25 protein-coding genes and 1 pseudogene are annotated in these 25862 nt (G+C 67.9%); 14 read left to right on the top strand and 12 right to left on the bottom strand.

Going from position 1 to position 25862, the window contains the following annotated elements; genetic code table 11:
* Positions 1-18 precede the first annotated feature (18 nt).
* The 8 genes from mnmG to E0504_RS00205 all read left to right on the top strand — a co-directional run bounded on the left by mnmG (position 19) and on the right by E0504_RS00205 (position 8680).
* A complete protein-coding gene (mnmG, locus tag E0504_RS00240) occupies positions 19-1857 on the top strand; it encodes a tRNA uridine-5-carboxymethylaminomethyl(34) synthesis enzyme MnmG (protein ID WP_131620784.1) in 1839 nt (612 codons plus the stop codon).
* Entirely contained in the window at positions 1854-2483 is a 630-nt protein-coding gene (rsmG, locus tag E0504_RS00235; protein WP_131620782.1) for a 16S rRNA (guanine(527)-N(7))-methyltransferase RsmG, read from the top strand. The genes mnmG and rsmG overlap by 4 nt, the downstream gene beginning before the upstream one ends.
* Entirely contained in the window at positions 2480-3256 is a 777-nt protein-coding gene (locus E0504_RS00230) for a ParA family protein (RefSeq protein WP_131620780.1), read from the top strand. Before rsmG ends, E0504_RS00230 begins: the two co-directional genes overlap by 4 nt.
* The gene (locus E0504_RS00225; RefSeq protein WP_243657374.1) at positions 3253-4227 is read left to right on the top strand and encodes a ParB/RepB/Spo0J family partition protein; all 975 of its coding nucleotides are present in this window, start codon (positions 3253-3255) and stop codon (positions 4225-4227) included. Before E0504_RS00230 ends, E0504_RS00225 begins: the two co-directional genes overlap by 4 nt.
* Positions 4228-4328: 101 nt before the next feature.
* Positions 4329-4814 carry a spore coat U domain-containing protein gene (locus tag E0504_RS00220; protein ID WP_131620778.1) on the top strand — a complete coding sequence of 162 codons (486 nt, stop codon included), beginning with the start codon at positions 4329-4331 and terminating at the stop codon, positions 4812-4814.
* Positions 4815-4988: 174 nt separating this feature from the next.
* On the top strand, positions 4989-5465 hold the full coding sequence (locus E0504_RS00215; RefSeq protein ID WP_165938356.1) for a spore coat U domain-containing protein: 477 nt from the start codon (positions 4989-4991) through the stop codon (positions 5463-5465).
* 25 nt (positions 5466-5490) lie between these two features.
* Positions 5491-6240 carry a molecular chaperone gene (locus E0504_RS00210; protein ID WP_131620775.1) on the top strand — a complete coding sequence of 250 codons (750 nt, stop codon included), beginning with the start codon at positions 5491-5493 and terminating at the stop codon, positions 6238-6240.
* Positions 6212-8680 (top strand): fimbrial biogenesis outer membrane usher protein, encoded by a 2469-nt coding sequence (locus E0504_RS00205; protein WP_131620773.1) that lies wholly within the window; start codon positions 6212-6214, stop codon positions 8678-8680. The genes E0504_RS00210 and E0504_RS00205 overlap by 29 nt, the downstream gene beginning before the upstream one ends.
* Here E0504_RS00205 and E0504_RS00200 read toward each other — a convergent pair.
* A complete protein-coding gene (locus E0504_RS00200) occupies positions 8667-9614 on the bottom strand; it encodes a hypothetical protein (protein WP_131620771.1) in 948 nt (315 codons plus the stop codon). The two genes, E0504_RS00205 and E0504_RS00200, sit on opposite strands and share 14 nt — an antisense overlap.
* 108 nt (positions 9615-9722) lie before the next feature.
* A complete protein-coding gene (locus E0504_RS00195) occupies positions 9723-10205 on the bottom strand; it encodes a GAF domain-containing protein (RefSeq protein WP_131620769.1) in 483 nt (160 codons plus the stop codon).
* A 62-nt stretch (positions 10206-10267) separates the two neighbouring features.
* Here E0504_RS00195 and E0504_RS00190 point away from each other — a divergent pair, with 62 nt between their 5' ends.
* The gene (locus tag E0504_RS00190) at positions 10268-11728 is read left to right on the top strand and encodes a sorbosone dehydrogenase family protein (protein WP_131621563.1); all 1461 of its coding nucleotides are present in this window, start codon (positions 10268-10270) and stop codon (positions 11726-11728) included.
* Positions 11729-11731: 3 nt separating this feature from the next.
* Here the strand turns inward: E0504_RS00190 and E0504_RS00185 are convergent, their stop codons facing one another.
* Entirely contained in the window at positions 11732-12547 is an 816-nt protein-coding gene (locus E0504_RS00185; protein ID WP_131620767.1) for a DUF815 domain-containing protein, read from the bottom strand.
* Positions 12544-14172 carry an acyl-CoA dehydrogenase gene (locus tag E0504_RS00180; protein ID WP_131620765.1) on the bottom strand — a complete coding sequence of 543 codons (1629 nt, stop codon included), beginning with the start codon at positions 14170-14172 and terminating at the stop codon, positions 12544-12546. Before E0504_RS00180 ends, E0504_RS00185 begins: the two co-directional genes overlap by 4 nt.
* Before the next feature lie 152 nt (positions 14173-14324).
* On the opposite strand from E0504_RS00180, the gene E0504_RS00175 reads away from it, so the two are divergent.
* Complete coding sequence (locus E0504_RS00175; protein ID WP_131620763.1) at positions 14325-15263, top strand: L-threonylcarbamoyladenylate synthase; 939 nt, start codon at positions 14325-14327, stop codon at positions 15261-15263.
* Here E0504_RS00175 and E0504_RS00170 read toward each other — a convergent pair.
* The 7 genes from E0504_RS00170 to E0504_RS00140 form a co-directional block, all read right to left on the bottom strand.
* Entirely contained in the window at positions 15260-15601 is a 342-nt protein-coding gene (locus tag E0504_RS00170; protein WP_131620761.1) for a hypothetical protein, read from the bottom strand. The genes E0504_RS00175 and E0504_RS00170 overlap by 4 nt on opposite strands.
* A gap of 58 nt (positions 15602-15659) precedes the next feature.
* Positions 15660-16472, bottom strand: coding sequence for a head GIN domain-containing protein (locus E0504_RS00165; protein WP_131620759.1), 813 nt, complete (start codon positions 16470-16472; stop codon positions 15660-15662).
* 135 nt (positions 16473-16607) lie between these two features.
* The gene (locus tag E0504_RS00160; RefSeq protein ID WP_131620758.1) at positions 16608-17342 is read right to left on the bottom strand and encodes a head GIN domain-containing protein; all 735 of its coding nucleotides are present in this window, start codon (positions 17340-17342) and stop codon (positions 16608-16610) included.
* Between the two features lie 148 nt (positions 17343-17490).
* The gene (locus E0504_RS00155; protein ID WP_131620756.1) at positions 17491-18027 is read right to left on the bottom strand and encodes a CarD family transcriptional regulator; all 537 of its coding nucleotides are present in this window, start codon (positions 18025-18027) and stop codon (positions 17491-17493) included.
* A 247-nt stretch (positions 18028-18274) separates the two neighbouring features.
* Positions 18275-18613, bottom strand: coding sequence for a ferredoxin FdxA (gene fdxA, locus E0504_RS00150; protein WP_131620754.1), 339 nt, complete (start codon positions 18611-18613; stop codon positions 18275-18277).
* Complete coding sequence (locus tag E0504_RS00145; RefSeq protein ID WP_131620752.1) at positions 18610-18921, bottom strand: RNA-binding S4 domain-containing protein; 312 nt, start codon at positions 18919-18921, stop codon at positions 18610-18612. The genes fdxA and E0504_RS00145 overlap by 4 nt, the downstream gene beginning before the upstream one ends.
* A gap of 13 nt (positions 18922-18934) precedes the next feature.
* Complete coding sequence (locus E0504_RS00140) at positions 18935-21433, bottom strand: helicase-related protein (RefSeq protein WP_373693850.1); 2499 nt, start codon at positions 21431-21433, stop codon at positions 18935-18937.
* Positions 21434-21575: 142 nt separating this feature from the next.
* Between E0504_RS00140 and E0504_RS00135 the strand changes: the two genes are divergently transcribed.
* From E0504_RS00135 to E0504_RS00120, 4 genes are read left to right on the top strand one after another with little or no spacing between them, the layout of a single operon-like run.
* Complete coding sequence (locus E0504_RS00135; RefSeq protein ID WP_207912030.1) at positions 21576-23189, top strand: M23 family metallopeptidase; 1614 nt, start codon at positions 21576-21578, stop codon at positions 23187-23189.
* Between the two features lie 43 nt (positions 23190-23232).
* Positions 23233-24228, top strand: coding sequence for a porphobilinogen synthase (gene hemB / locus E0504_RS00130; RefSeq protein ID WP_131620750.1), 996 nt, complete (start codon positions 23233-23235; stop codon positions 24226-24228).
* Positions 24225-24770 carry a GNAT family N-acetyltransferase gene (locus E0504_RS00125; RefSeq protein WP_131620748.1) on the top strand — a complete coding sequence of 182 codons (546 nt, stop codon included), beginning with the start codon at positions 24225-24227 and terminating at the stop codon, positions 24768-24770. The genes hemB and E0504_RS00125 overlap by 4 nt, the downstream gene beginning before the upstream one ends.
* Complete coding sequence (locus tag E0504_RS00120; RefSeq protein WP_373693855.1) at positions 24770-25333, top strand: gamma carbonic anhydrase family protein; 564 nt, start codon at positions 24770-24772, stop codon at positions 25331-25333. Before E0504_RS00125 ends, E0504_RS00120 begins: the two co-directional genes overlap by 1 nt.
* 6 nt (positions 25334-25339) lie before the next feature.
* Here the strand turns inward: E0504_RS00120 and E0504_RS51855 are convergent.
* A pseudogene (locus tag E0504_RS51855) lies at positions 25340-25858 on the bottom strand (DUF1993 family protein).
* Positions 25859-25862 lie beyond the last annotated feature (4 nt).

Raw genomic sequence — 25862 nt, 5'->3', positions numbered from 1 at the left:
TTGCCATATTGGCAGCGCATGAAAGATTTCGACGTTCTGGTGGTGGGCGGCGGTCACGCCGGGGTGGAGGCTGCGGCGGCTGCGGCCCGGATGGGTGCACGGGTCGGTCTGGTGACCTTTGATCTCGACACCATCGGCGCGATGAGCTGCAACCCGGCGATTGGCGGACTGGGCAAGGGGCACCTCGTGCGGGAGGTGGATGCGCTCGACGGCATCATCGCACGGGCCGCTGATGCGGCGGCGATTCACTATCGGATGCTCAACCGTTCCAAAGGGAGCGCCGTCTGGGGTCCACGGGTCCAGGCGGACCGGCAATTGTTCAAGGCTGCAGTCCAGGCCGCGTTGCGCGAACAGAGTGCGATCACGCAGATCGCTGGTGAAGCGCAGGCGCTTGAGATTAGTAATGGTCGCGTGACTGGGCTCATGCTGGCCGACGGCACCACACTATCTGCGCAGGCGGTGATCCTGTGCACCGGCACATTCCTTGGCGGAACGCTGTTTCGCGGCGAGGAGCGACTTGCAGGTGGCCGGATCGGAGAGCAATCCGCCAGGCGCTTGGCGGAGCAATTGCGGGATGCGGCGTTGCCGATGGCGCGGCTGAAGACCGGAACACCGCCGCGACTGGACGGGCGGACGATAGATTGGGCTCGGCTGGAGGTGCAGCCTTCGGACGCCGACGAGTGGACCATGTCGCCATTGACGGTGGGCCGCCGCAATCCGCACCTGGCCTGCGCCATTACCCGAACCAATAACGCAACCCACGACGTGATCCGGTCGAACCTTGCCCGGTCACCTCTGTTCAGCGGCGCCATCGGTGCGCAGGGGCCGCGCTATTGTCCGTCTATCGAGGACAAGGTCCATCGGTTTGGCGACCGCGACGGGCATCAGGTGTTCCTTGAACCCGAGGGTCTTCGCACCGCGATGGTCTATCCCAACGGCATCAGCACCTCGCTGCCCGCCGATGTTCAGCTTGCAATGTTGCAGACGATGCCGGGTTTGGAATCGGTCGAGATGGCGGTTTCGGGCTACGCTGTGGAATACGACCACGTCGATCCGCGCAGTCTCGATAGCGGTCTGCAGATGCGCGCGCTTCGCGGGTTGTATTGTGCGGGGCAGATCAACGGGACCACCGGGTATGAGGAAGCCGCGGCGCAAGGTCTGGTCGCAGGCGCTCACGCGGCGGCGTCTGTCATGGGGCGGGAGGCACCAGCGCTGGACCGGGCCAACTCCTACATTGCCGTGATGGTCGATGATCTGACCCTGCAGGGCGTGAGCGAACCTTACCGGATGCTGACGGCGCGCGCGGAGTATCGCCTGCGCCTGCGCGCGAGCAACGCGAGTACGCGGCTAACGCCGGTCGGGATCGCCGCGGGGCTTGTTGGCGAACAACGACAGGAGTGGTTTGACCGACGCGACGCCCAGCGCACTCTCTGGGATACCGCGCTCAATCGGCGGCTTACGGCGCGCGAGGTGGCAGGCGCTCGCCCGGATGCGCCGCCCCGTGCGCTGCGCGACTGGCTCACCTACGATGGGGTTGCGCAGGATTCTCTGGTCACGCATTTGCCAGAGGGATTTATAAGCGACGACGTTGGTCTCGAGTTGACTGAGGACGCAGCTTACGCGCCGTATCTGGCACGTCAGGAGGCGGAGTTGCGCGATCTCCGCGCTAGTGAAACATTGGCTATTCCGGAGGGCTTTCCGTTTCGTAATGTTCGCGGCCTATCCAACGAGATGATCGAGCGGTTACACGCCGCGCAACCTGGCACCTTGGCCGCCGCCGCCCGTGTGCCGGGAATCACCCCTGCTGCCTTGGCTGCACTGTTGGTTCACACACGCCGCGCACAGGCGCCAGCGTGATTTCTGGCGAGGACGCCGCGCGGGCGTACGTGGCAGATCGGTGCGATGTCCAAGCAATGGCCCGCCTCGATCGGATGAGCGACATGTTGCGTCTGGAGAACAGCCAACAGAACCTCGTGGCTCACCATACGCTGTCCATAATCTGGAGCCGCCACTTTGCCGACAGCGCCCAGCTCCTGGACCATGTTTCACGTGAAACACCGCTCTGGCTGGATTTGGGCACCGGGGCAGGATTTCCGGGGCTGGTGATATCTGCGATGCGTCCACATTGGCCGGTGACGCTTGTCGAGTCGCGCGCATTACGTGTTTCGTGGTTAGGTCATGTCGTGACGGAACTGAATCTCGCAAATTGTCGGATTATCGGTCGGCGATTAGAGGACGTTCCGGCGGAACCGTTCGACGTAATATCTGCCAGAGCTTTCGCGCCGCTCGCGAAGCTCCTTAAGCTGGCGCGTCGCTTTTCCACAGACGACACCCGTTGGTTATTGCCGAAGGGAAGGTCAGCAGCGCAAGAAGTGGCTAGTCTGCCGCGCGACCTCCAAACGGCGTTCCACGTGGAACAATCAGCGACTGATCCAGATTCGGGGATAGTAGTCGGTCAATTCAGTTCAGGACAAAGCTCGTGATCGTTATCGCCATTGCCAATCAGAAAGGCGGAGTCGGCAAGACTACCACGGCGATCAATATCGCCACGGCGATGGCTGCAACTGGTTGGAAAACTTTGCTAATTGACCTCGATCCGCAGGGCAATGCATCGACCGGCATGGGCATCGGTACGGAAGACCGGGTCAGCTCGACCTATGAGCTACTGGTTGATGGAGCGGACCTTTCGGATTGCATCCAGGGCACGTCGATTCCTGGCCTCGACATCGTACCGGCGACGGTCGACCTGTCGGGTGCGGAAATTGAGCTGGTCTCGGTCGAAAACCGCACGTCGCGTCTATCTCGCGCGTTGAGCGGACACACTGCCCACGACATCGCCTTTATCGACTGTCCCCCGTCGCTGGGTCTGTTGACCCTAAACGCACTGGGCGCGGCCGATACGCTGCTGGTGCCGCTGCAATGCGAGTTCTTCGCGCTCGAAGGATTGTCGCAGTTGTTGCAGACCGTGGAGCGGGTTCAGCAGCGCTTCAACGCCAACCTCGGCATCATCGGGGTGGTGCTAACTATGTTCGACCGCCGCAACCGCCTGACGGACCAGGTGGCCGATGACGTGCGGTCATGCCTGGGGCCGCTGGTGTTCGAATCGGTCATCCCGCGGAACGTACGCCTGTCGGAGGCGCCGAGCCATGGCTTGCCGGCGCTAGTCTATGATCACAACTGCACCGGCAGCCGCGCGTACATCGCCTTGGCGCGCGAACTGATCGGGCGCCTGCCCGCCGAAAGGAAGGCCGCGTGAACAACCCAGCCGATCCGATTCGATTCTCGATCCCCGAGCGGCCGAAGAACGACACCCGCAAGAAACTTGGGCGCGGTCTTGGCGCGTTGATGGGGGAAACCCGGCGGGAAGAACCGCTGGTGGTGCGAAATCCTGACGATCCCTCAGTGAACGAACCGGGCACGCCCCAGGGTCAGGGCCTCGCGAGTATCCCGGTCGGCGCGATCGAGCCTCTTCCCGGTCAGCCGCGCCAGCATTTCGATGAAGCGGCGCTGGAGGAACTCGCGCGCTCGATTGCCCAGCGCGGGGTGATCCAGCCCGTCATCGTGACGCCGCTGGGGCAGGGCCGGTATCGGCTGGTCGCGGGTGAGCGGCGCTGGCGCGCGGCGCAAAAGGCGCGGCTGCACGAGATACCCGCACTAGTGCGCGAACTCGACAACCGCGAAGTCATGGCGCTGGCGTTGGTCGAGAACCTGCAGCGGGAGGATTTGAATCCCGTCGAAGAGGGCCGGGCGTACCAACGCCTGGCCGACGACGAGGGGATGACGCAGGCGGACATAGCCAAGCTGGTCGACAAGTCGCGCAGTCATGTGGCGAACCTCCAGCGGCTGCTGCAGCTGCCCGAAAAAGTGCTCGAAGCTGTCGAGGGCGGCACCCTGTCGATGGGTCACGCGCGCGCCCTGATCGGGTTCGACGATGCCGAAGGACTGGCCCAGCGGGCGGTGAGTGAGGGACTGACCGTGCGCGACGTCGAGCGGATCGTTCGTCGCGCGGGGGAGGGCGACACCACCCGCCGGGTCGCCCGGGTGGCGCGCGATCCGGTGAAGGACGCCGACATCGCCGCGGTCCAGCGCCACCTGGAAGAGTTCCTCGGCCTTAACGTCCAGATCAAGACGGGCACCGATCCGCGGTCGGGCGAAGTGACCATCAAGTATCGCACGCTCGATCAACTTGATCTTATCTGTCAAAGACTTACTGGCGGAGACATCTAGCGCCAACGGGTGTCTTCGGTGGCGATTATTGTTTCCGGGCCGTTTACCTTCCCCTAATGCAAATCCGCTAGTCCCCGTTCCTGGATCGTTAGGGGACGAGTGTGCAGGGGCGGCTTCGCCATGCCATTGCAGGAGCAGGTGCCGCGGCCGTTCTGGCCAGCGGCACCCCCGCGCTCGCCGGGACCACCACCAACACTCTGCCCGTTCGCGTCCAGGTGACGGTGGGGTGCACGCTGCAGACCCGTCCGCTGATGTTCGATGCCACAACGATCTCGAACCAGAACATCGATTCGACGACGACCATCACGGTCCGCTGCACGCCGAACACCGATTTCACCGTCGAGATCGACAAGGGTCTGTATGCTAACGGCATCAACCGGCGCATGTTCAGCACCGAGGCTAACGGCTACGTCACGTACGACGTGTACCGCGACAATGTGTGGGGCACCGGGCAGACCAAGAACGTGACGGCCAACTCCGGGTCGGGCCTGCCGCTCGAGATCACGCTGTTCGGCAGAATCACCAAGCCGGGTACGATCAAGGCGGGCGACTATAAAGACACCCTGCTGGTGACCCTCAACTTCTGAGGCGAACACGCGCTCGCGCACCGATTGGTTAATTGTTTACTCCGAATTAACCATCGCGCCGTAGGTATTCTCCCACATCGGGTGAATAAACCGCTGAACACAGTTAGCGAATTGGTAGGCAATTCTACGTATTAGCCGCCTCGGCTTTGAATGCCGATCGTTAGGGGAATACACATGCGTAAGATTGCTTTCGGGATCGCCGCCGTCGCGGCCGTGGTTTCGGCACCGGCTCTGGCTGGTACTGCTACCGGCACCGTCCAGGTTTCGCTCAATGTCAGCTCTTCGTGCAGCGTCACGGCTCAGCCGCTCGACTTCGGCACGACCAATTCGTTCGCGACCGCGATCGATTCCAGCTCCGCCACCACCGTGAAGTGCACGCCGCTGGCGCCGTATTCGGTGTTCGTGAGCTATGGCGCGAACGCCAACGGCACCCAGCGCCAGCTCGCGTCGACCACCGACGCGACCAAGGTCGTCAAGTATGACGTCTATTCCGACGCCAGCCGCAGCACTGCCTGGACCCCGACCGTGGGCACCACCGGCGTGGGCGACGGCAACGAAAAGGCGACCACGCTGTATGGCCGCGTGCCGGTCCAGACCGCGGTTGCCGCTGGCGACTACAAGGACACCGTGACCGTCACGGTCAGCTACTAAGCAAACTTCGAACGAGAGACATCGCATGATCCGCCGCACTACATCCTTGCGCGCCCTGGCCGCACTGACGGTCGGCGGATCGTTTCTCTTCGGTATTGCACTGACGAGCCCCGCGCCGGCCGCCGATCCCGGCGAATACGGCGCGGGCCTCGCCATCAGCCCGCTGCGCATCGAAATCGACGATGCCGCACGCGGCGCCACGGTCATGCTGACTAACACCTCGTCACGCCCGTTGCCGGTACAATCGCGCCTGTTCGCCTGGTCGCAGGCCGGCGGCGAGGACGTGTACGAACCCAGCAGCGAACTGACCATTTCTCCGTCCATTGCCTCCATCCCGCCGGGTGAAACGCAGATCGTGCGCGTATTGCGCAGCGGTGCCGCGTCGCCGGGCGAGAAACGTTACCGGTTGGTCGTCGACCAGCTGCCCGATCCTTCGGCCGCCCGCGCGGGCGCTGCCGAGGCACGCATCCGCTTCACTGTCCCGATGTTCCTTGATCGGACCAAGAGCACCCCTGCCGAGTTGACCTGGCAGATTGGCGCGAATGGCATCGAACTGGCGAACACCGGCGGGGCGACTGCGCGAATCATGCAGCTGGACGTCAAGACAGCGAGCGGCACCGCGGTGCCGGTCGAGCGCAATTCACTGCGTTACATCCTTGGCGGATCGAGCATTGCCTGGCCGGTGGAGAATGCCTGCTCGCTCGGACCGGTGACCGTCACCGTCTCGATCGACGGCCGGACGGTCGATGCCCAGCCTCGCTCGACGTGCGGTTAACCCCACATATGCGTTAGTCGCGGCGCTCGCCGCGTTCGGCGGTTCTCCGCTGGCGGCGCAAAGCGATCCGTTCGAACTTCCCGCCGGGGTGACCGCGCAGAGCGTGCGCCCGGACGATGGCCCCCGCCTGTCCGAAATTGCGGTCGATGGCCGGACCCGGGGGCGCATGGTCACGGTCGCGGGCAGCGGCCGCGAACTGACCATCGATGCCGATGAAGCGCGCGCGGCCGGCTTGCCGGTGCCCGAGGGCGCGAGCGGCCCGATCAAGTTGTCAGCGCTTCGCCTTTATGAATGGAACTTCGACAGCTTGCGCCAGCGCCTGGCGATCAAGCTGTTCCGCGAAGGCGAAGGCGCCAACCTCAAGGACTTCGCGGCCACCGCGCAAGGGGCCAGCGAAAGCCGGCCGCTGCTGGCGCTGCGGGTCGATTACGATCTGACCGCTACGATCGCGCAGCGCCGTTCAAGCGCGGGCGGGCTGGTGTCCGCGACGCTGGTCTATGGCAACTTCGCGCTGAACAGCAGCGCGCGCGCGACCTCTGAGCCACAGATCGGCTCGCCCGCGGTGCTGCGGCTCGACACCGCCGCCCGGCTGGCCGTGCCGGAGCGGGGCATGGCCGCCACGCTCGGCGATTTCGTCAGCGCGGGAAGCCAGGGCCAGCGCGCGGTGCGGATGGCAGGTGTTCAACTAGCATCCGACTTCGACCTGCGGCCCGATCTGGTGACGGTCCCATTGCCCGGCTTTGCCGGCAGCGTGGCGGTGCCCACCACCATCGATGTCCTGACCAACGATCAGCGATACCAGCTCGGCGAAATCGAGCCGGGCGAATTCACCGTGCGCAACGTGCCCAGCCAGCCCGGTCGGGGTGAAGCGTCGGTCATCCTGCTCGATGCGCTGGGCCGGGAAGTGGTGCAGACCGCCCGCTTCTATGTCTCTAGCGCGCTGCTGGCGCCGGGTACCACCGGCTATGCGGTCAACGCCGGGTCCGTCCGACGACGATACGGTTTTGCCAGCAACGATTACGGACAATTCGCAGCCACCGCCTATTTCAGGCGGGGGCTTTCGCCGTTTCTGACGGTCGAGGCGAGCGGCGAGTGGACGCATGGCGTCAGCAACGGCGGCGTCCGGGGCGACTATGTGCTCGCAAAAGTCGCGCTGGCGACGATCGAGGCGCGGATCAGCCGCGATTCAGGCGCCGGCACCGGCACCCTGGTCCACGCAGCGCTGGAATCGATTGGGCGGAAGTTGGGCGGATCCATCCGCGCGACTTTGCCGAGTGCCAATTACCGCGATGTTGCGACCAGGCTGGGCGACGATCCGCCACCGCGCGAATACGCCGCGCAGTTCTTTTACCGATTCACCCCCGATACCGATGTCCAGCTGTCGTATGCGCGGCAGGAATACCGCAGCTTGCGCCCTGAACGGGTGCAGGACCGGATCAGCGAGGTGCTCAACGCCAACTTCCGCACCCGGTTGTCGTCTCGCGCGACTTTTTTTGCAGGCGGCGGCATTCGGCGGGGGAACAGCGGCACGGCGCTGTCCGCCGCGCTGGGCCTTTCGCTCAGCCTTGGCGGGCGGACCAACGCCGGCGCGTATGCCAGCTACGATGACGGACGCCTCGCCGGCGGCGCGACTTACGCGCGCGACGCACAGCAGGATGGTGAGATCGGCTATCGCGGGGCGGTCAACCTGACCGAGACCAGCCAGCGCCTGTCTGCCGGGGCCACTTGGCGCAACCGACGGATCCTGCTCGATGGGCAGATTGAGGAAGTGGACGGAGTGTTCGCCGGCCGCGCGAACGCGCGCGGTACTTTGCTGGTCGCGGGCGGCACGGTATTCGCGCGCAATCAGACCGGTGGCAGCTATGCGCTTGTTCGCACCGGGAAGGTGGGCGGCATCCCGATCACCCGCGAGAACGTGGAGGTTGGCGTGACCAGCGACAACGGACTGCTGTTGGTGCAGGACATTCCCGCGCAGGCCACCATCAAGATCGACGTGAAGGCGGACAAGCTGCCCGCCGACGCGTTGGTGCGGGAAACCACGCACTTCATCCGCGTCCCGCGCCGGGCCGTGTCGCTGGTGGAGATCGAGACGCTGCGCTTCCGCCCGGTGCTGCGCAAGCTGGTGAATGCGGCGGGCGTGCCGCTGGAGGCAGGGTTGCCGGTGCGGGCGTTGCCGTCCGGTGAAACGACGATTGTGGGCTTCGACGGGATGGCCGAGATCAACGCAGGCGCGGATGACGCGCGGCTGATGGTGGACCACCCGGGCCGCACCTGCGCGGTCGAACTCACCGGGGTGCCGCTCGAAGATCGTAGCGATGCGCCGCTCACCTGCCGCGCGTTCGTGATCGCGGCGAGCGATGCGGAATCCGTAGAGCCCGCCAGCCGGACGAAGTCTCGCCAGCGGCGGCGCGGCGCGGCGGTGGCGTTCAGTTCCCCTTGATCAGCTTGACCCGCTTGTCGCCGGCGGGCGCGGCGTGGTGCCGGCGGGGCGGGATCGAGCGGGTGCGGACCGGCTCGTCTATCCACTCCTCGGTCACAATCTCGCGCACGACCCGGCGCTGCGGCACTGCGACCAGCACCGGCACCAGCGCATAGCCCGCGGGCCCGTAACCGTATCCAGGGTGGGCGTAGCCGGCATAACCCGGGTAGCCGCCCGGATACGCCTGGCTCATGTGCCGGTCGAGATACCAGGCGCATTCGTCGTCCGCCCGGCGATCGCCGGCCGCGCCGATTGCGGAGCCGACCGCCAGCCCGGCCAGCGCGCCCACTCCGCCGCCCAGCAGCGTTCCGGCAAGGCGCTCCGCGCCCCAGGCCCGGTTGCCGATGACCCCGCCGGTGATCGCGCCCAGCAGGCCGCCGATCACGCCGCCCCGCTCCTGCCGTGAAACCCCGCGGATGCGGTCGCGGCAGTCGTCCAGCCAGCGGTCGCGATCGAAGCCGACCGGCGCTGCATGTGCGTAACCGGGCAGCGGATAGGGTTGCGGCGCGTAATCGGGCGCAACCGGATAGGCCACGCTGGGTGCATGATAAGCCGAAGGCGCATAAGCGGTCGGAGCGTAGGGGGTCGGCGGGGCCACGGGGGCCGCGGCGATGATCGGCGGCGGGACCGCTGCGGGGGCCGCTGGGACCGGAGGCACGGGGACCGGCGGCAGGGGCGGGACGGGGATCTCCGCCGCATCGGAGTCCACCGGGAGCGGGGGAAGTGCGGGAAGATCCTGCACCATCGGATCGCTGCGGAACACGACCTCACCCTGCGGCGCAGGCCTGGCGTATTCGTAAGGCCCGTCGGGCTGAGCCAGCGCGGGACCTGCGGCCACCAGCACGCCGGCGGCGGCGGATAGGGCGAGCAAGCGGCGGGTGGCTGGCATGCGCATCGAGTATTCCCCTGCTCGCGCACCGGACTCGGCGCGCGTTGCCGGAAAATTAGCATCGCCGGACGCCTCCGCCCAACCCGGCGCGGCACGTGTCCCGAAACGGGCCGATTAGATGCGCGTAGCCAGCATTGCCGCGAGCGCCTCCACGCCGGCGGCGTCCTCGCTGTCGAAACGGGCGAGGAGCGGGCTGTCGAGGTCGATCACCGCGATGACCACCCGGTCACGCGCCACCGGGACGACGAGTTCGGACCGGCTCGCCGCATCGCAGGCGATATGGCCGGGAAACGCGTGGACGTCAGGCACGAGCTGGGTCGCGCCGCTCGCCGCGGCGGCGCCGCACACTCCCTGGCCCAGGGGGATGCGGATGCACGCCGGACGGCCGGCGAACGGGCCAAGCACCAGTTCACCATCGACGACGCGGTAGAACCCCGCCCAGTTGAGGTCGGGCAGGTATTCCCACATCAGGGCAGCGACGTTCGCCATGTTGGCGATGCCATCGCGCTCGGCTTCGGTCAGCGCGGCGGCGGCGGCGATCAACTGGCGGTATAGTTCGGCCTTGGGCAAGGCGGCGTCGGGGCGAAAATCGTACATCGCGCGCGCTGTAACGCCGCGCGCCGTTGCCGCAAGCCGCGGCGCGCCCTATCGTGGCGCGCATGACCTCTCGCCGGAAAATCCTCATCGGTGCGCTCGTCGTGATCCTGGCGATCATCGGCCTCGCAGCCTACCTCTTCACCCCCGACCGCGCGCAGGTGCCGCTGGCCGCTTTGACCGGTGCCAAGCCGGAGTTGACCGAACCGCGCGCCGAAAGCTTCCCCACCGTCGGCATCGCCGAGCCGGTTGGCTGGCGGGCGAACGAGGTTCCGGTGGCGGCGCAAGGGCTGGCGGTGACGCGCTTTGCCGACGGGCTCGATCATCCGCGCACGATGCTGGTGCTGCCCAATGGCGATGTGCTGGTGGCGCTGACCAACCGCCCGCCGAGCGAAGGGTCGGGCGGCCTTCAGGGCATGGTCGAGAAGTTCCTGTTCCGCAAAGCCGGCGCGGGAGAACCGAGTGCCGACCAGATCGCGCTGCTGCGCGACACCGATGGCGACGGAAGGGCCGAGCAGCGCGCGATCCTGAGTAACGCGGCGCTCGCCTCTCCCTCGGGCATGGCGTGGGCCGATGGCACGCTGTACGTCGCCAATCACAACGCGGTGCTGGCGTTTCCGTATGACCTGGGCGCGACCAACCTCGATGCCAAGCCGGTCAAGCTGATGGACCTGCCCCCGGCGGGCAATCACTGGATGCGTAATCTGGTGATCTCGCCCGACGGCAAGGACCTCTACATCGCCGTCGGGTCCGCCTCGAACATCGCGGAAAAGGGTATCGAGCGCGAGGAAGGCCGCGCCGCGATCTGGAACTACAATCTGGAAACGAAGCGCCAGCGGGTCTTTGCACGGGGCCTACGCAATCCCAACGGGCTCGATTTCAGTCCCTGGAGCGGAGAGCTGTGGACCACGGTCAACGAGCGCGACATGCTCGGATCGGACCTCGTGCCGGATTATCTCACCAACGTGCCGATCGGCGCCGACTACGGCTGGCCGTGGGCCTGGTGGCGGCACAACTTCGATGAACGGGTCACCGCGTTCCAGCCCGCCGGCTTCAACCCCGATTACGTCCGTATTCCCGAATACGCGCTGGGCCCGCACGTTGCGGCACTGGGCCTCGCGTTCACCGGCAGCGGCAGCACGCTGGGCGATCGGTTCGATTCAGGTGCGGTGATCGCGCGCCACGGCTCGTGGAACCGGTCTCCCAAGTCTGGCTACGACGTGATCTACGTACCGTTCGATGCGCGCGGCAATCCCGTCGGAAAGCCCGTGCCGGTGCTTACCGGATTCCTGTCCAAGGACGGCAAGACGACGCGCGGCCGGCCGACCTGGGTCGCCTTTGCGCAGGATGGGGCGCTGCTGGTGACCGACGACACCGCCGGGATCGTCTGGCGAGTGACCGCCCCGGGCGCCGCGCCCGCCCCGGCGATCGAACGGGTCAGCGGGGAGCGTCTGCCGCCCCAACGCGAGCTGCGCGGTCAGGAGGCGAGCTTCGGCGCGGACTTCGCCCGCGAGACGCCGGAATAGCGGTTAGGTTGGCCGCCCCGCGCGGCCGGCAAGCTCGGTGACGAACTGCCACGCGGTGCGGCCCGAACGCGCTCCGCGGCGCTTGGCCCATTCGAGCGCGTCGGCCTCGTCCCATGCGAGCGCAAGCGGCGCGGCGTGGGCGGCGATCATCGCGAGATATTCGTCCTGACTGGCGTTGTGGAACCCGATCGCCAGCCCGAACCGGTCTGCCAGCGCCTGCAGGTCATCGAGCGCGTCGCGCGGATTGAGTGGATCGTCCGGCTCGCCAGCGTGGCGCGGCACGATCGCGCGGCGGTTGCTGGTGACCGCCAGGCGGACGTTGGCCGGCCTCGCCTCCACCCCGCCCTCCAGCCAGCTGCGCAGATGGCGCGGGCCGCCGGTATCGCCTTCCGCGAAGCCGAGATCGTCAAGGTAGACCAGGAAGTTGCGCCGCTCCGATGCGAGCTGCGAAAACAGGGCCGGCAGGCTGGCTAGCGCATCGGCAGCGACCTGCACCAGCGCGAGCGATCCGCCGGTCTGCTGCGCGGTCACCGCGGCGGCGCGAACCAGGGCGCTCTTGCCCATGCCGCGCGCGCCCCACAGCAGCATGTCATGCGCCGCGTGACCCTGCGCCAACCGGGCGACATTGGCCGTCACCAGATGCTTTTGCCGATCGATGCCGAGCAGCTGTGCCAGTGCGGGCGCCTCGATCCGGTCCACCCCTCGCGCCGTGCGTCCGTCCCACACGTACGCCGGGTGCGCGTGCCAGTCGGGCGGCGTGAGCGGAGCCGGTGCCAGCCGCTCCAGCGCGGCGGCGATCCGCTCCAGCGGATCGGTCACGCGATGAGCGCCTCGGTCGGCAGCGCATAGAGCACCTCCGCCCCGCCGCGCGCAGACGAGGCGAGACCGAGCGCTTCGGGCACGATCTGCTCAAGGAAATAGCGCGCGGTCACCGGCTTGCTCGCGCTGAGCGACGGCGCGGCGCCGCCGGCCACGGCGCGCGCCTGCCGCCCCAACTGCCACCCGGCGACCGCGACGGCGCTCATCGTGGTAAACGCCACGCTGCCCGCGAGCCGGTCGTCGATCGAGGCGGTCTCGCGCATCCAGCGGGCGAGGTCGCGGCATTCAGCGGCGAGGCGTGCCAGCCGCGGATGTTCGTCGGTGGCGATCTCGGCGAACAATGCATCGAGCACTTCGCCGTTCTCCAGGCCCAGCTTGCGGGTGACGAGATCGGCGGCCTGGATGCCGTTGGTGCCTTCATAGATCGGCGCGATGCGCGCGTCGCGGTAATGCTGTGCGGCGCCGGTTTCCTCGACGAAGCCCATTCCGCCGTGGACCTGGACCCCCAGGCTGGCGACCTCCACCCCCACATCGGTGCCCCATGCCTTGAGCATCGGCACCAGGCATTCCGCCCGCGCGGCGGCGGCCGCGTTCCCCAGCGTTCCGCGATCGACTTGCCCGGCGGTGTAGTAGAGCAGCGCGCGCACGCCTTCGGTTAGCGCCTTCATCCGCAGCAGCATCCGGCGCACGTCGGGATGTTCGATGATCGCCACCGCGTTGCGATCGGCCGCGCCCGCCCGCACGGACTGCACGCGGTCGCGGGCATAGGCGACCGCTGCCTGCAAAGCGCGCTCACCGATCTGCACGCCCTGGTTGCCGACGTTGATCCGTGCGTTGTTCATCATGGTGAACATCGCCATCAGTCCGCGGTGCGGCTGGCCGACCAGTTCGCCGATGCAGTCGCCGCTGTCGCCATAGCTCATCACGCAGGTGGGCGAGGCGTGGATGCCCAGCTTATGTTCCAGGCTCACCGCGCGCAGGTCGTTGCGCGGGCCCAGCGATCCGTCAGGGTTCACCAGGTACTTGGGCACCACGAACAGCGAGATGCCGCGGCTGCCCTCGGGTGCATCGGGCAGGCGGGCGAGCACCAGGTGAATGACGTTCTCCGCCAGCTCGTGGTCGCCCCAGGTGATGAAGATCTTGGTCCCGGCAATACGGTACTTGCCGGCGTGCTCCCCGTCCTCGACCGGGGTGGCGACCGTGCGCAGGGCGCCAAGGTCGCTGCCCGCCTGCGGTTCGGTCAGGTTCATCGTCCCCGACCATTCGCCGCTGATCATCTTGGGCAGGTAGAGCGCCTTCTGCGCGTCCGACCCATGCTGTTCCAGCGCGTCGATCGCCCCGGTGGTGAGCATCGGCAGCAGGTTGAACGCGAAGTTCGCGCTGCCAAGATTTTCCAGCACGTTGCAGCCCAGCGCAAACGGCAGCCCCTGCCCGCCGAATTCGGCGGGGGCGGCGATCGCATTCCAGCCCTGCTCGACGTAATGGTGGTAGGCATCCGCGAACCCTTCGGGCAAGCGGACCACGCCGTTCTCCAGGCGGGCGCCTTCCAGATCGCCCAGCCGGTTCAGTGGCGCCCATTCACCGGCGGCAAACGCGCCGATGCCTTCGACGATCGCCTCCACCATGTCAGGTTCGGCGGCCGCGAACCGGTCCGACCGGGCGAGCTCCTCGATCCCGGCGCACACCTTGAGCGCGAGCAACTGGTCGGCGGTGGCGGGGCGATACACGGGGCGGTTCTCCTTGGGCGAATGGTCGACTGCGCTTATAGCGCGGCGCGATGGGCGACAAGCACACCGAGCGGCTGCAGGCGGACGACGCGGGAATCGCGCGGGCAGCTGAGCTGCTCGCAGCGGGCGGCCTCGTCGCGCTGCCGACCGAGACGGTGTATGGCCTGGCTGCGCGAGCCGACAGCACGGAGGCGGTGGCGGCGATCTATCGCGCCAAGCAGCGGCCCGATTTCAATCCGTTGATCGTGCATGTGCCGGATCTGGCGGCGGCCGAGGCGCTGGCGGAGTTCGATCCCCGTGCGCGGATGCTGGCCGCGCGGTTCTGGCCCGGTCCGCTCACGCTCGTGCTGCCGCTGCGGGCCGAAGCTGCAGTCACTGCAGCGGTCACCGCCGGCCTTCCCACGATCGCACTGCGGTGTCCGGCGCATCCGATCATGCAAGCGGTGCTGCAGCGCAGTGGGGTGCCGGTTGCCGCGCCATCCGCCAATCGTAGCGGGGCGGTCAGCCCCACCACTGCGGATCACGTCCGGGCGACGTTGGACAGGCGGATCGACGCAGTGCTCGATGGCGGACCATGCGGGCGGGGGCTGGAATCAACCATCGTCGCGGTGCGGGCGGTGGGCTGGCAACTGCTGCGCGCGGGTCCGGTCACCGAACGCGAACTGATCGCACTGCTGGGCGCGCCGCTCGAGGTGACCACCGCGCGGGTGGAGGCGCCGGGGCAGCTCGCGCAGCATTATTCTCCCGGCAAGCCGGTGCGGTTGAACGCGACCGCCGCCGATCCCGGCGAGTTCCTGATCGGGTTCGGGACGGTGACGGGGGACTGCAGCCTGTCGGCCACCGGCGACCCGGCCGAAGCGGCGGCGCGGCTCTACGCCTGCCTTCACCTCGCGGCTGCGTCGGGTGAGCCGCGCGTGGCGGTCGCACCGGTGCCGGAAAGCGGCATCGGCGCGGCGATCAACGATCGGTTGCGGCGCGCCGCGGCCTAGCGGCGGCGCGGATCTTCGGGTTCGGCGGGCACCGACGGCATCAGCAGCTGGATTTCCGCATAAGTGCCTTGCGCATTACTGCAAGCCGCGCGCTTGCCGTCGTGACACTCCTTGAGCTGCCTTTCGTAAGTGCGCTGCAGTTTGCCGAGGCGCTCCTCACGCTGGCGGATTTCGCGCCCGCGCTTCTGATCGGCCTCCGCCTGGCTGGTGGTGGCGAGATCGACGGCCTTCGATGCCACGCGCACCGGGGCGGTGGCGACATCGAAGGCGGTCTTGGCAAGACAACCGGACAGCGCGAGCGGCGCAACCGCCAGCAGGGCAAGAAGAGGACCGCGCATCGAAAATTCCCTTTCGTTGCGCGGTCCTTTAGCGGTCGCGGCGTTGCAGCGCGATGAATTAAGCGGCGGGCGCATCCGGCTGGCTGGCGCCGCCTGCCTCGGTCGCCTGGGCGGCCGGGGAAGGCGCGGCGTCCGCAGCGCCCTCAGCCTGGCAGTGCAGCTTGCCCGATCCCATTGACTGGATGGTGCACTTGGCCCGCCCCGTCACCGTCACGTTGCCCGATCCCATGACCGTGGCATCGACCGTCCCGTCGGAGGCGAAGCTGGCATCGCCCGACCCTGCAATCGTCACCTCGGCCTTGTCGACCTTGAGCCCGGCCATCCGGGCAGTGCCGGATCCCGCGACGGTCAAGTCAAGCGACCGGGCGCGGCCCGTGGCGTCAAGGGTGCCCGATCCGGCGATGGTCACCTCCAGCTTATCGGCGTCCACCCCGGTCACCCGCGCGGTTCCGCTGCCCGCGATCACCAGTTCGGTGGCGCCGGTGACGCTGTCGGCTTCGACCGTGCCCGAACCCGCGAGGGTCAGCTTGGACAACTGCGGAAGGGTGACGCGCACGATCGCCTTGCCCGGGCCTTTCCAGCCGTTCTCGCGCATGATCCCGAGCGCTTCGTCGTCGAGGGTGAACCGCATGGCGCCGGACACCTCGGCGTCGCCCTCTACATCGATGGACAGTTTGTCGCCCTTGGTGACGATCACAGTATCAGGGCCAGCGAGCACCAGTTCAGTCGGCGCGTTGCCGGTCAGGTCCAATTCTGACAGCGGAACGCCCTCGTTCCCGTTGACCGAGATCTTGCCGTTGCAACCGGCCAAGCCGGCGACGAGAGCCAGCGCCAGAACCGGCGCGGCGGTCTTCAGTATCTTGTGCAGCATGACCAATTGATCCTTGCGATATGATCCAGTCCGTGTTGCCGATGTAATACAGCAAGCAAATCTGTGCAATCGGTGTCGGGCCTGGGCCGGGGTCAGCGGCGGTGCGTCCGTCGATCCCGCAGGGATGTTGGTCGATCAGCCTCCGCAGCGCAGCTTGCCGGAGCCGATCCGGCTCTGGCGGCAGGTGGCGTGGCCGGCCACGGCGACATCGCCGCTGCCGCTGATCTGCGCCGCGACCGTTCCATCCGAATGGACCGTCACCCCGCCTGAGCCGGCGACGGTCGAGCTCACGCGGTCGGCCTGGAGGGCGCTGCCATGGACGCGCCCGCTGCCGGCCACGGTCAGGTTGGCGCGCTCGGCGCGGCCCGCGATTCGCAGATTGCCCGAGCCGGCGACGGTGCCGGTCAGCGCCTTTGTCGTGACCGCGCCGACCGTCAGGTCACCCGAGCCCGCCACCGTCGCGGAAACGGCGCTCCCGCTCAGGCGGTCGACGTTCAGCGTCCCTGACCCGGCGAGCGTAGCAGCGCGGATCGCTGGTGCGGTGACGTGAATGGTCGCAGCCGGAAGCTTGCTATCGTCGCCCGAACGGCGGCCCACCAGCAGGCTGTCCTGCCTGACGACGAACCGCAGCCGGTCAAGCGTGCGCGGATCACCCTCGGCCCGCACCTGCCACTGGGTACCGGTGGAGAAGCGGACGTGATCGGGACCAAGCGCGCTCAGCCCGGCATATTCCCCGGTTTCGACCCATTCGCGTGCGAGCGGGCGCCCGTCGTCCACCGGATTGTGCTGACGATCGGCGGCAGCAGGACCGGCGACGTTGAGTGCGGCGACGCTGAGCGCGGCGACGGAAAATGCGATGAACGGGCGCATGACAGGCTCCTTGGTAAGCCACGCGATCCTATCGTGCGACGTTAGCGCGGTCCAAGAAGTTCGTCGACAAATGTAATCGGTTCGGAGATAGGCGCAAAAAAGGCCGCTGCCCGGAGGGGAGCGGCCTTTTTGCGGAGCGGCCGAGTGATCAGGCCTCTTCGGCGGTCTCGTAGTACTTGGGCGCGTGTTCGCGCAGCACGTCGAGGATCTTGTTGAGCGCGGCGGGCTCGTCGGTCTTCTCCATCGCGGCGAGCTCGCGCGCGAGCCGGCTGGAGGCGGCTTCGAAGATCTGGCGTTCCGAATAGCTCTGTTCGGGCTGGTCTTCGGGGCGGAACAGGTCGCGGGTCACCTCGGCGATCGAGACCAGGTCGCCAGAATTGATCTTGGCTTCGTATTCCTGCGCCCGGCGGCTCCACATCGTGCGCTTGACCTTGGGCTTGCCCTTCAGGGTTTCCATCGCTTCCTTCAGCGTCTTGTCGCTCGACAGTTTGCGCATGCCGATCGATTCGATCTTGTTCATTGGCACGCGAAGGGTCATCCGCTCTTTTTCAAAGCGGAGGACATAGAGGTCGAGCTTCATGCCGGCGATTTCCTCGCTCTGCAGCTCGACCACCCGGCCCACGCCGTGCTTGGGATAGACCACATAGTCGCCGACGTCGAAAGCGGTGGGGGCCTGACTAGCCATCAAGTATCCTTTCGTGCGGGCAGGCCGGCGGCGAAACGTCCAAGGCACTCCACCGACCGCGCACTCACGCGGTCGTCCGAAGCCCTGTCATTTCGAGAGTGCGGCGTGCCTTCCTGACTGTAAGCATCACCGCCGGGAATCCGGCCCCGGCGTGCTTGACGGATTATATAGCACGGCCGCACGAAAATTTCCACCCCGGGCATCATCCGGGGCGCGGTGCCGGGCGGAACCGGTCAAACCGGGGCGATCAATCGCCCTCGCCGGGTTCCGGAGAGAAGAACTTCTCGTACTTGCCCTCTTCCCCCTTGTGCTCGTCGGCGTCGGCCGGCGGATCTTTCTTCTGGGTGATGTTGGGCCATTCGGCGGACAGCTTGGTGTTGAGCTCCAGCCACTGCTCGAGGTTGTCCTCGGTATCGGGCAGGATCGCTTCGGCTGGGCATTCGGGCTCGCACACGCCGCAGTCGATGCATTCGCTGGGGTTGATGACGAGCATGTTCTCGCCTTCATAGAAGCAGTCGACCGGGCAGACCTCGACGCAGTCGGTATACTTGCACTTGATGCATGCGTCGGTGACGACGTAGGTCATTGCGGCGGGCCCCTTCCAGGCGTTGTCGGTTCTGCGGGTGCTATGGCGGGAATCGCGTTCGGGTCAAGCGCGCGGTAGCAGGCTTGCGCTTCGGCGGGCGGACCGCGGCGTGCCGGCAGGGCGAGCAGTTCGATCACCCGCACCCCGCCGGGCAGCGGCAGCGTCAGCGTATCGCCTTGCACCACATCCTGGCTGGCGCGCAGGACGCGCGCGCCGTTGCGCCTGACATGGCCTTGCAGAACGAGCGCCTGGGCAAGACCGCGGGTCTTGGTGACGCGCAACTGCCACAGCAGCTTGTCGATCCTCATTCGCGGCCCGCGCTCAAGGCCGCACGAGATCCGCCAGCGCGGCAAACGCATTGCCCTGACGCGCGGCGGCGGCGGGGGAGGGCGCGGGAGGAGCGGGCCGCGCCGGACGCCAGGTCCATCTATCGGGCGCCGGCGGGCCGAACGCACCTTGCGCCAGGGCACGCGAACGCTGCACCTTGAACCCTGCGGCGCCGAGCAAGCGCGCCCAGCTGTGCGGCTTGAGCCCGGTCGAGGTGGCGAGCGCCGGATCGAGCGTGAAGTGGCGCGAGCGCCCCGCCTTCACCCGCGCATCATGCGCGGCGCGCACCAGCTTTTCGGCGACATCGACCCGCACCGCTTGTTCCCCTGCCGGGCGGTAGCCGGCCGGCAGCTGCCGGCTCGCGGCCAGCACCGGCGGCATGTCGCTGGCCACAGGTCGGCGGTCGATCCCCGCCGCGTGAAGCGCTCGCCGTGCCGCGGGTTTGAGCAGGGCAGGCGCGAACACGTCGAGCGCGCCGAAGGTGACGCCAAGGCGGCGCAGCAACGGGCGCGCATCGCGCGGCAGATGCTCGGTCCCGGCCCGATCGCGCGGGATCGCTCCGTGACCGCCGACCAGCGCCAGCAGCAGTGCGCGCGCCTCGCTGCCGACATCGGGATCGCGGGTGGCCGCCTCCAGCCCGGTCAGCGGGGCGAGCGGCGACAGTCGCGCGGCCAACCAGCGCTCGACCGCCGTCAGCAGCGCCTGCCGGTCTGTGTCGGGCACGATGGCTAGATCGCGCGACGGCACGACCCGTGGCCGGGTGGCGGAAGGGCCGGAAGCGAGGTGCGCCAGCGGCCTTCCCCGCCAGCGGATTTCGCCCTGTGCCAGTTCCAGTGCGGACGGATCGGCCGCGAGACCGCGCGCGCGCTCCCCCAGCAATCGGGGAAGCGCTTTCTCGGCGGCGGCCAGCAGCATCCGCCGGTCAGCGTGGTTCGCCTGATGATCGACCACGAAACGAAACGCCTCCAGATGGCCGATCGGCTCGTCCTCCACCGTCACGACGTCACCTTCGCCCAGGGCGACGGGCAACAGGCTGGCGTCGGTGCCGATGCTTTTCATCAGGATCGTGGTCCTCCGGTTGACGAACCGCTCGGTCAGCCGCGCGTGGAGCGCATCGGACAGCCGGGCCTCGACCGCGCGGGCGCGGGCCGCCATCTCGTCGCGCGCCAGCACCCAATCGGGGCGCTGTGCGATATAAGCCCAGCTGCGGATGGCGGCGACCCGCCCCTGCAAGGTGTCGATATCGCCCTGTGGCCGGTCGAGTTCGGCGATCCGCGCCGCGACATAGTCCGCGCCCAGATGGCCCTGCCGCAGGTCCTGCCACAGCCGCGCGACGAAGCGCGCATGGGTGTCCGGCCCGCTCTGGCGAAAGTCGGGCAGGCTGGCCGCCTCCCACAGGCGGCGCACCATCCCGTGCCCACGCACGTCAGCGATCGCCCGATCTTCCGCCAGTCGCTTGAGCACGGCAAGATCGACCGCCTCGGGCGCCCGCGCCAACCCGGGTTCGGGCGGCGGCGATTCCAGATCGGCGATCAGGGTGGCGACGGTGTCGAACCGCGGCTCCGCCTCGCGCCAGTAGAGCGAAGTCAGCGGCGCGAAGCGGTGCTCCTCGATCGCATAGACTTCCTCGTCGGTGAACTCGGGCCCGCCTTCGCGCGTGCCGGAGCCCGACAGTGTGCCGAAGCTGCCATCCTGCTGGTGCCGCCCCGCGCGCCCGGCGATCTGCGCCATCTCCGCCGGGGTCAGCCGCCGCTGGCGCACGCCGTCGAACTTGCTGAGACCGGCAAAGGCCACGTGCGTGACATCGAGGTTCAAGCCCATGCCGATCGCGTCGGTGGCGACGATGTAATCGACCTCGCCCGATTGGAACAACGCGACCTGCCGGTTGCGCGTTTCGGGGCTGAGCCCGCCCATCACCACCGCCGCGCCGCCGCGAAAGCGCCGCAGCATCTCGGCCATCGCGTAGACCTGCTCGGTCGAGAACGCGACGATCGCGCTGCGCGGCGGCAGGCGCGACAGCTTGCGCGCGCCGGCGTAAGTCAGCGTGGAGAACCGTGGGCGCGTGACGATCTCGGCCTTGGGAATCAGCGCCTTGATCATCGGTTCGAGCGTGGAGGAGCCGAGCAGCATCGTCTCCTCGCGGCCCCGCGCGTGGAGCAACCGGTCGGTGAACACGTGGCCCCGCTCGCGGTCGGCCGACAGTTGCGCTTCGTCTAGCGCCACGAACGCGTGCCCGCCGCCGAGCCGCGGCATCGCTTCCGCCGTGCAGCAGAAATACCGCGCGTCCCTGGGCTCGATCCGCTCTTCGCCGGTGATCAGCGCGACCGATTTCTCGCCCTTGATCCGAACCACCCGGTCGTACACCTCGCGCGCCAGCAGGCGCAGCGGAAAGCCGATCGCGCCCGATGAATGGCCGCACATCCGCTCGATGGCGAGGTGGGTCTTGCCGGTATTGGTGGGCCCGAGGACCGCCTTGATCGTCACGCCCGGCAATGTGGCACCGCAGTCCGCCTGCCGCAACCGCGCTTGGCGACCCGCCGAGCCGGCCGGATTAGGCGGCTGTTAACTTCGTTCGGGCAGGAAACCGGCCGGGACGCGGCGAGCGCTGGCTTCGCCGCGATGATGGAGGGCGCGGGTGTTTCAATCGCGCGAGATCGATGCGCCGGGGCACGGCCCCGCCGACGGTGCGCCGGGCTGGCGCGCCGCGGCGCTGACTCACGCGCAGATCGAGCCTGCCCCCGTTCCCGGTCTTCTCAAGCGCGTGCATCTGCTGGGCCAGCGATGGGACGCGTGGCGCTGGCAGGCCGAAGAGCGCCTCGCCCGCGTCGACCTCGCGCCCGACCTGGCGGAAGCGATCGGCAGCCGCCGGTGGTTCCGCGGGCTTGGCACCTTCATCGGCCTCAGCGCGGTCAGTCTCGCGTTCTGGCCCGGCTTCGCGCCGCTGGAAGCCGCGCCCGCCACCCGGGTCGACGATGCGGTGCGCGATGAATTCCGCAGCCAGATGATCATGCCGCTGGCGCTGGGCGCCGATAGCGGGCGTCACATGGGCGCGACCCGTGCGGTGGTGCCGCTGCGCGCGGCGCCCGAGCGACCGACCGTGGAGTTCGTCGCCACCCTCGTGCGCGGGGACAGCTTCGGCCGGATGCTGCAGCGTGCGGGGATCGGGGCGGGTGATGCTGCCCGGGTCGAGAGCTTGATCGCGCAGACCGTTCGCTTGGGCGACATCGCTCCGGGCACGCAGGTCGACGTGACCCTGGGCCGCCCGCCGGGCGAGGGCCAGCCGCGTCCGCTGGATGCGCTATCCTTCCGCGCGCGGTTCGACCTGGCGCTCTCGATCGAGCGGAGCGGCGGTGGGCTGGCGCTGGAGCGCAAGCCGATCCGGGTGGACGCCACTCCTCTGCGCATCCGCGGGGTTGCGGGGACGAGCCTCTACAGGTCGATGCGGGCCGCCGGCGCTCCGGCGAGCGCGGTGCAGCAGTACTTGCGTGAACTCGGCAGCCAGGTGGACCTCGACAACGGGGTCTTGCCAACCGACACCTTCGACCTGATCGTGTCCTACCGCCGCGCCGCGACGGGCGAGCGGCAGGCGGGCCAGCTGCTCTATGCCGGGATCGAACGCGCCGGGAAGCCGCGCACCCAGTTGATGCGGTGGGGCCCCGGCGGCCAGTTCTACGAGGCATCGGGCGTGGGTGAGCAGACCAGCGGACTGCTGCAGCCGGTGCCGGGGCGGATCACCTCCAATTTCGGCATGCGGCGGCACCCGATCCTGGGCTACCTGCGCCGCCATGCGGGGATGGATTTCAAGGGCGGCTATGGCCAGCCGATCGTCGCGGTCACCGATGGCTACGTGCTGTCGGCGGGGCGCGCGGGCGGGTGCGGCAACGCGGTGAAGCTGCAACACGCCGCCGGACTTGCCACCCGCTATTGCCACATGAGCCGGATGGCGGTTTCGGGCGGGCAGCAGGTCCGGCGCGGTCAAGTCATCGGCTATGTCGGCAGCACCGGCCTGTCGACCGGGCCGCACCTGCATTACGAAATGTACCGCAACGGGCAGGCCATCAATCCGGCGAGCGTCGCCTACGTCACCCGCGCGCTGCTTTCGGGAGAAAGCCTTGCCCGCTTCCGCGCGGTGCTGGCGCAGCTCAAGACCGTCCCGACCGGCGCAGCGCTGGCGGACATCGGCGCGGGGCGGGAGGAAACCGCTTCCGCCGAACCGGCGCGCGAGATCGACCGGCTGGAGCCGAAGTAGCGCCGATTGCGCGAAGTGGCCGATTGCGGCAACAGCATTGGCCATGACTGGCGCTTATCCCAATCTCCGCCTCCGCCGCACCCGGGCCAGCGGGTGGAGCCGCGCGCTCCACCGCGAGACCGTGCTCACGCCGGCGGACCTGATCTGGCCACTGTTTGTCACCGATGGATCGGGTGTCGAGGAGCCGATCGGCTCGCTGCCCGGCGTATCGCGCTGGTCGGTCGATGGCATCGCTGCCCGGGCGAAAGAAGCGGTCGCGCTGGGCATTCCGTGCGTGGCGCTGTTTCCCAATACGCAGGGCCACCTGCGCAGCGATAACGGCGCGGAAGCGCTCAACCCCGACAACCTGATGTGCCGCGCGATCAAGGCGATCAAGGATGCGTGCAGCAGCGACATCGGGGTGCTGACCGACGTGGCGCTCGATCCCTATACCAGCCACGGCCAGGACGGGCTGCTCGACGCGAGCGGCTATGTCGTCAACGATGACACCGTGGCGGTGCTGGTCGATCAGGCGATCAACCAGGCCGAAGCCGGCGCCGACGTGATCGCCCCGTCCGACATGATGGACGGCCGGGTGCGCGCGATCCGCATGGCGCTGGAAATGGGCGGGCACCACAATGTCCAGATCATGGCCTACGCCGCCAAGTACGCGAGCGCGTTCTACGGCCCGTTCCGCGATGCGGTCGGTTCGGGCGGCCTGCTCAAGGGCGACAAGAAAAGCTACCAGATGGATCCCGCCAATGCCGAGGAAGCCTTGCGCGAAGTGGCGCTGGACTTGGCCGAGGGTGCCGACAGCGTGATGGTCAAGCCGGGCTTGCCCTACCTCGACATCGTGCGGCGCGTGAAGGAGCGGTTCGCGGTGCCCGTGTTCGCCTATCAGGTGAGCGGGGAATACGCGATGATCGAGGCGGCCGCGGCGGCGGGTGCAGGGGACCGCGACGCGCTGGTGCTGGAAACGCTGATGGCGTTCAAGCGCGCCGGGTGTTCAGGCGTGCTGACATACCATGCCGCCCATGCGGCGCGGCTGCTCGGCGCATGATCGAGACCGACCGCCTGGTCCTGCGCGAGTGGCGCGAGGCGGACTGGCCGCGGTTCTGGGCCGGGACCAATACGCCTGCGGTGATGCGCTGGCTCGGCGGGGTGCTCGACGAAGATGGCATGGCCGCCACCCGCGCGCGGGTGGAGAACTGCCAGGCCGCCAACGGGTTCTGCTTCTGGGTGGTGGAGCGGAAATCCCATGACGACGTACTCGGATTCTGCGGTCTGAAGCGCGCCGATGCGCCGGGCTCGTCGGTGACCGGGGCGGTGGAAATCGGCTGGCGGCTGCGCGAGGACGCGTGGGGTCAGGGTTACGCGCGCGAAGCCGCCTCCGCCGCGCTCGGCGCGGCGTTCACCCGCTTTGGCGCGGACGAGGTGGTCGCGCTCACCGTTCCAGGCAACGCGGCGAGTTGGGGCTTGATGAAGCGGCTGGGGATGCAGCGGCGCGCGGAACTCGACTACGTCGATCCTCGCTTCGGCGAAGAGCTCAACCCCTCGATCGTCTATTCGCTTCGCCGCGACCAATGGGAGACTGCCACGTGATCGACCGCCCCGGTGTCCGCCTCATCTCGATCCACGGCAAGACCCCCCGGATCGACGACAGCGCCTTCATCGCGCCCGGAGTGACGATCATCGGCGACGTGACAATCGGGCCCGATTCCAGCGTGTGGTACAACTGCGTGCTGCGCGCCGACGTCAGCCGCATCGTGATCGGCGCGCGGACCAACATCCAGGATGGCAGCGTACTGCACTGCGATCCCGAACGCCCCGGCGATCCCGATGGTTCGCCGCTGATCATCGGCGATGACGTGCTGGTGGGGCACATGGTGATGCTGCACGGCTGCCGGATCGAGGATCGCGGCTTTGTCGGGCTGGGGGCAATCGCGATGAACAAGGCGGTGATCGCATCCGACGCGATGCTCGCGGCGGGCGCGATGCTGACCGAAGGCAAGGTGATGGCCCCGCGCGAGTTGTGGGGCGGGCGACCCGCGCGCAAGATGCGCGATCTCGACGACATGGCGATCGCCGGCATGCGCATGGGCGTCGCGCACTATGTCGAGAACGGCCGCGCCCACGCCGCGGCGATTCTGGCGGATGTTGCGTAGCGCGACTTAGCTGGCGCTGGCGGGGGGCTGGCGCAGGTACCTGAACATGTAGCCGACGTAGTCCGCCTTACCCAGCGGCACCCCGGCGGTGCGCAGGATCGCATAGGCGGTCATCAGGTGAAAATAGAACTGGGGCAGGGCCCAGTCGCGCACGTAGCCGGTGGTATCGAGATCGAATGTCATGCCGTTGGCGAGGCTCAGCTCGACCGCCGCATCGTCCCCGCCGAAAGGGGTCTTTCGCCAGCCCTAAATCAGCACGCGGGTCGCGGCGATCCGCTCGCGCGCGGCGGTCAGAGTCTCGTCGTCGATGTCGCTGGAAGAATAGGCCACGCCCGCGGCGCCGGCCATCGTCTCGCCCGGCAGATTGCAGCAGAACCGGAGCTGGCGCGACAACGGAAACATGTCGTCGGTCAGCCGGCGCTCCAACAGCGCATCGCCCCCGTGGTCGGCCGCTTTGCCCAGCCACCCGTCGAGCGAGCCGAGCATGTTGTCGTACGTGGTGAGAAGCGTTTCGGCGGTGTGCATCGCG

The organism is Parafrankia sp. BMG5.11 (genome assembly GCF_004337455.1).
This window is presented reverse-complemented; position numbering and strand designations above follow the sequence as displayed.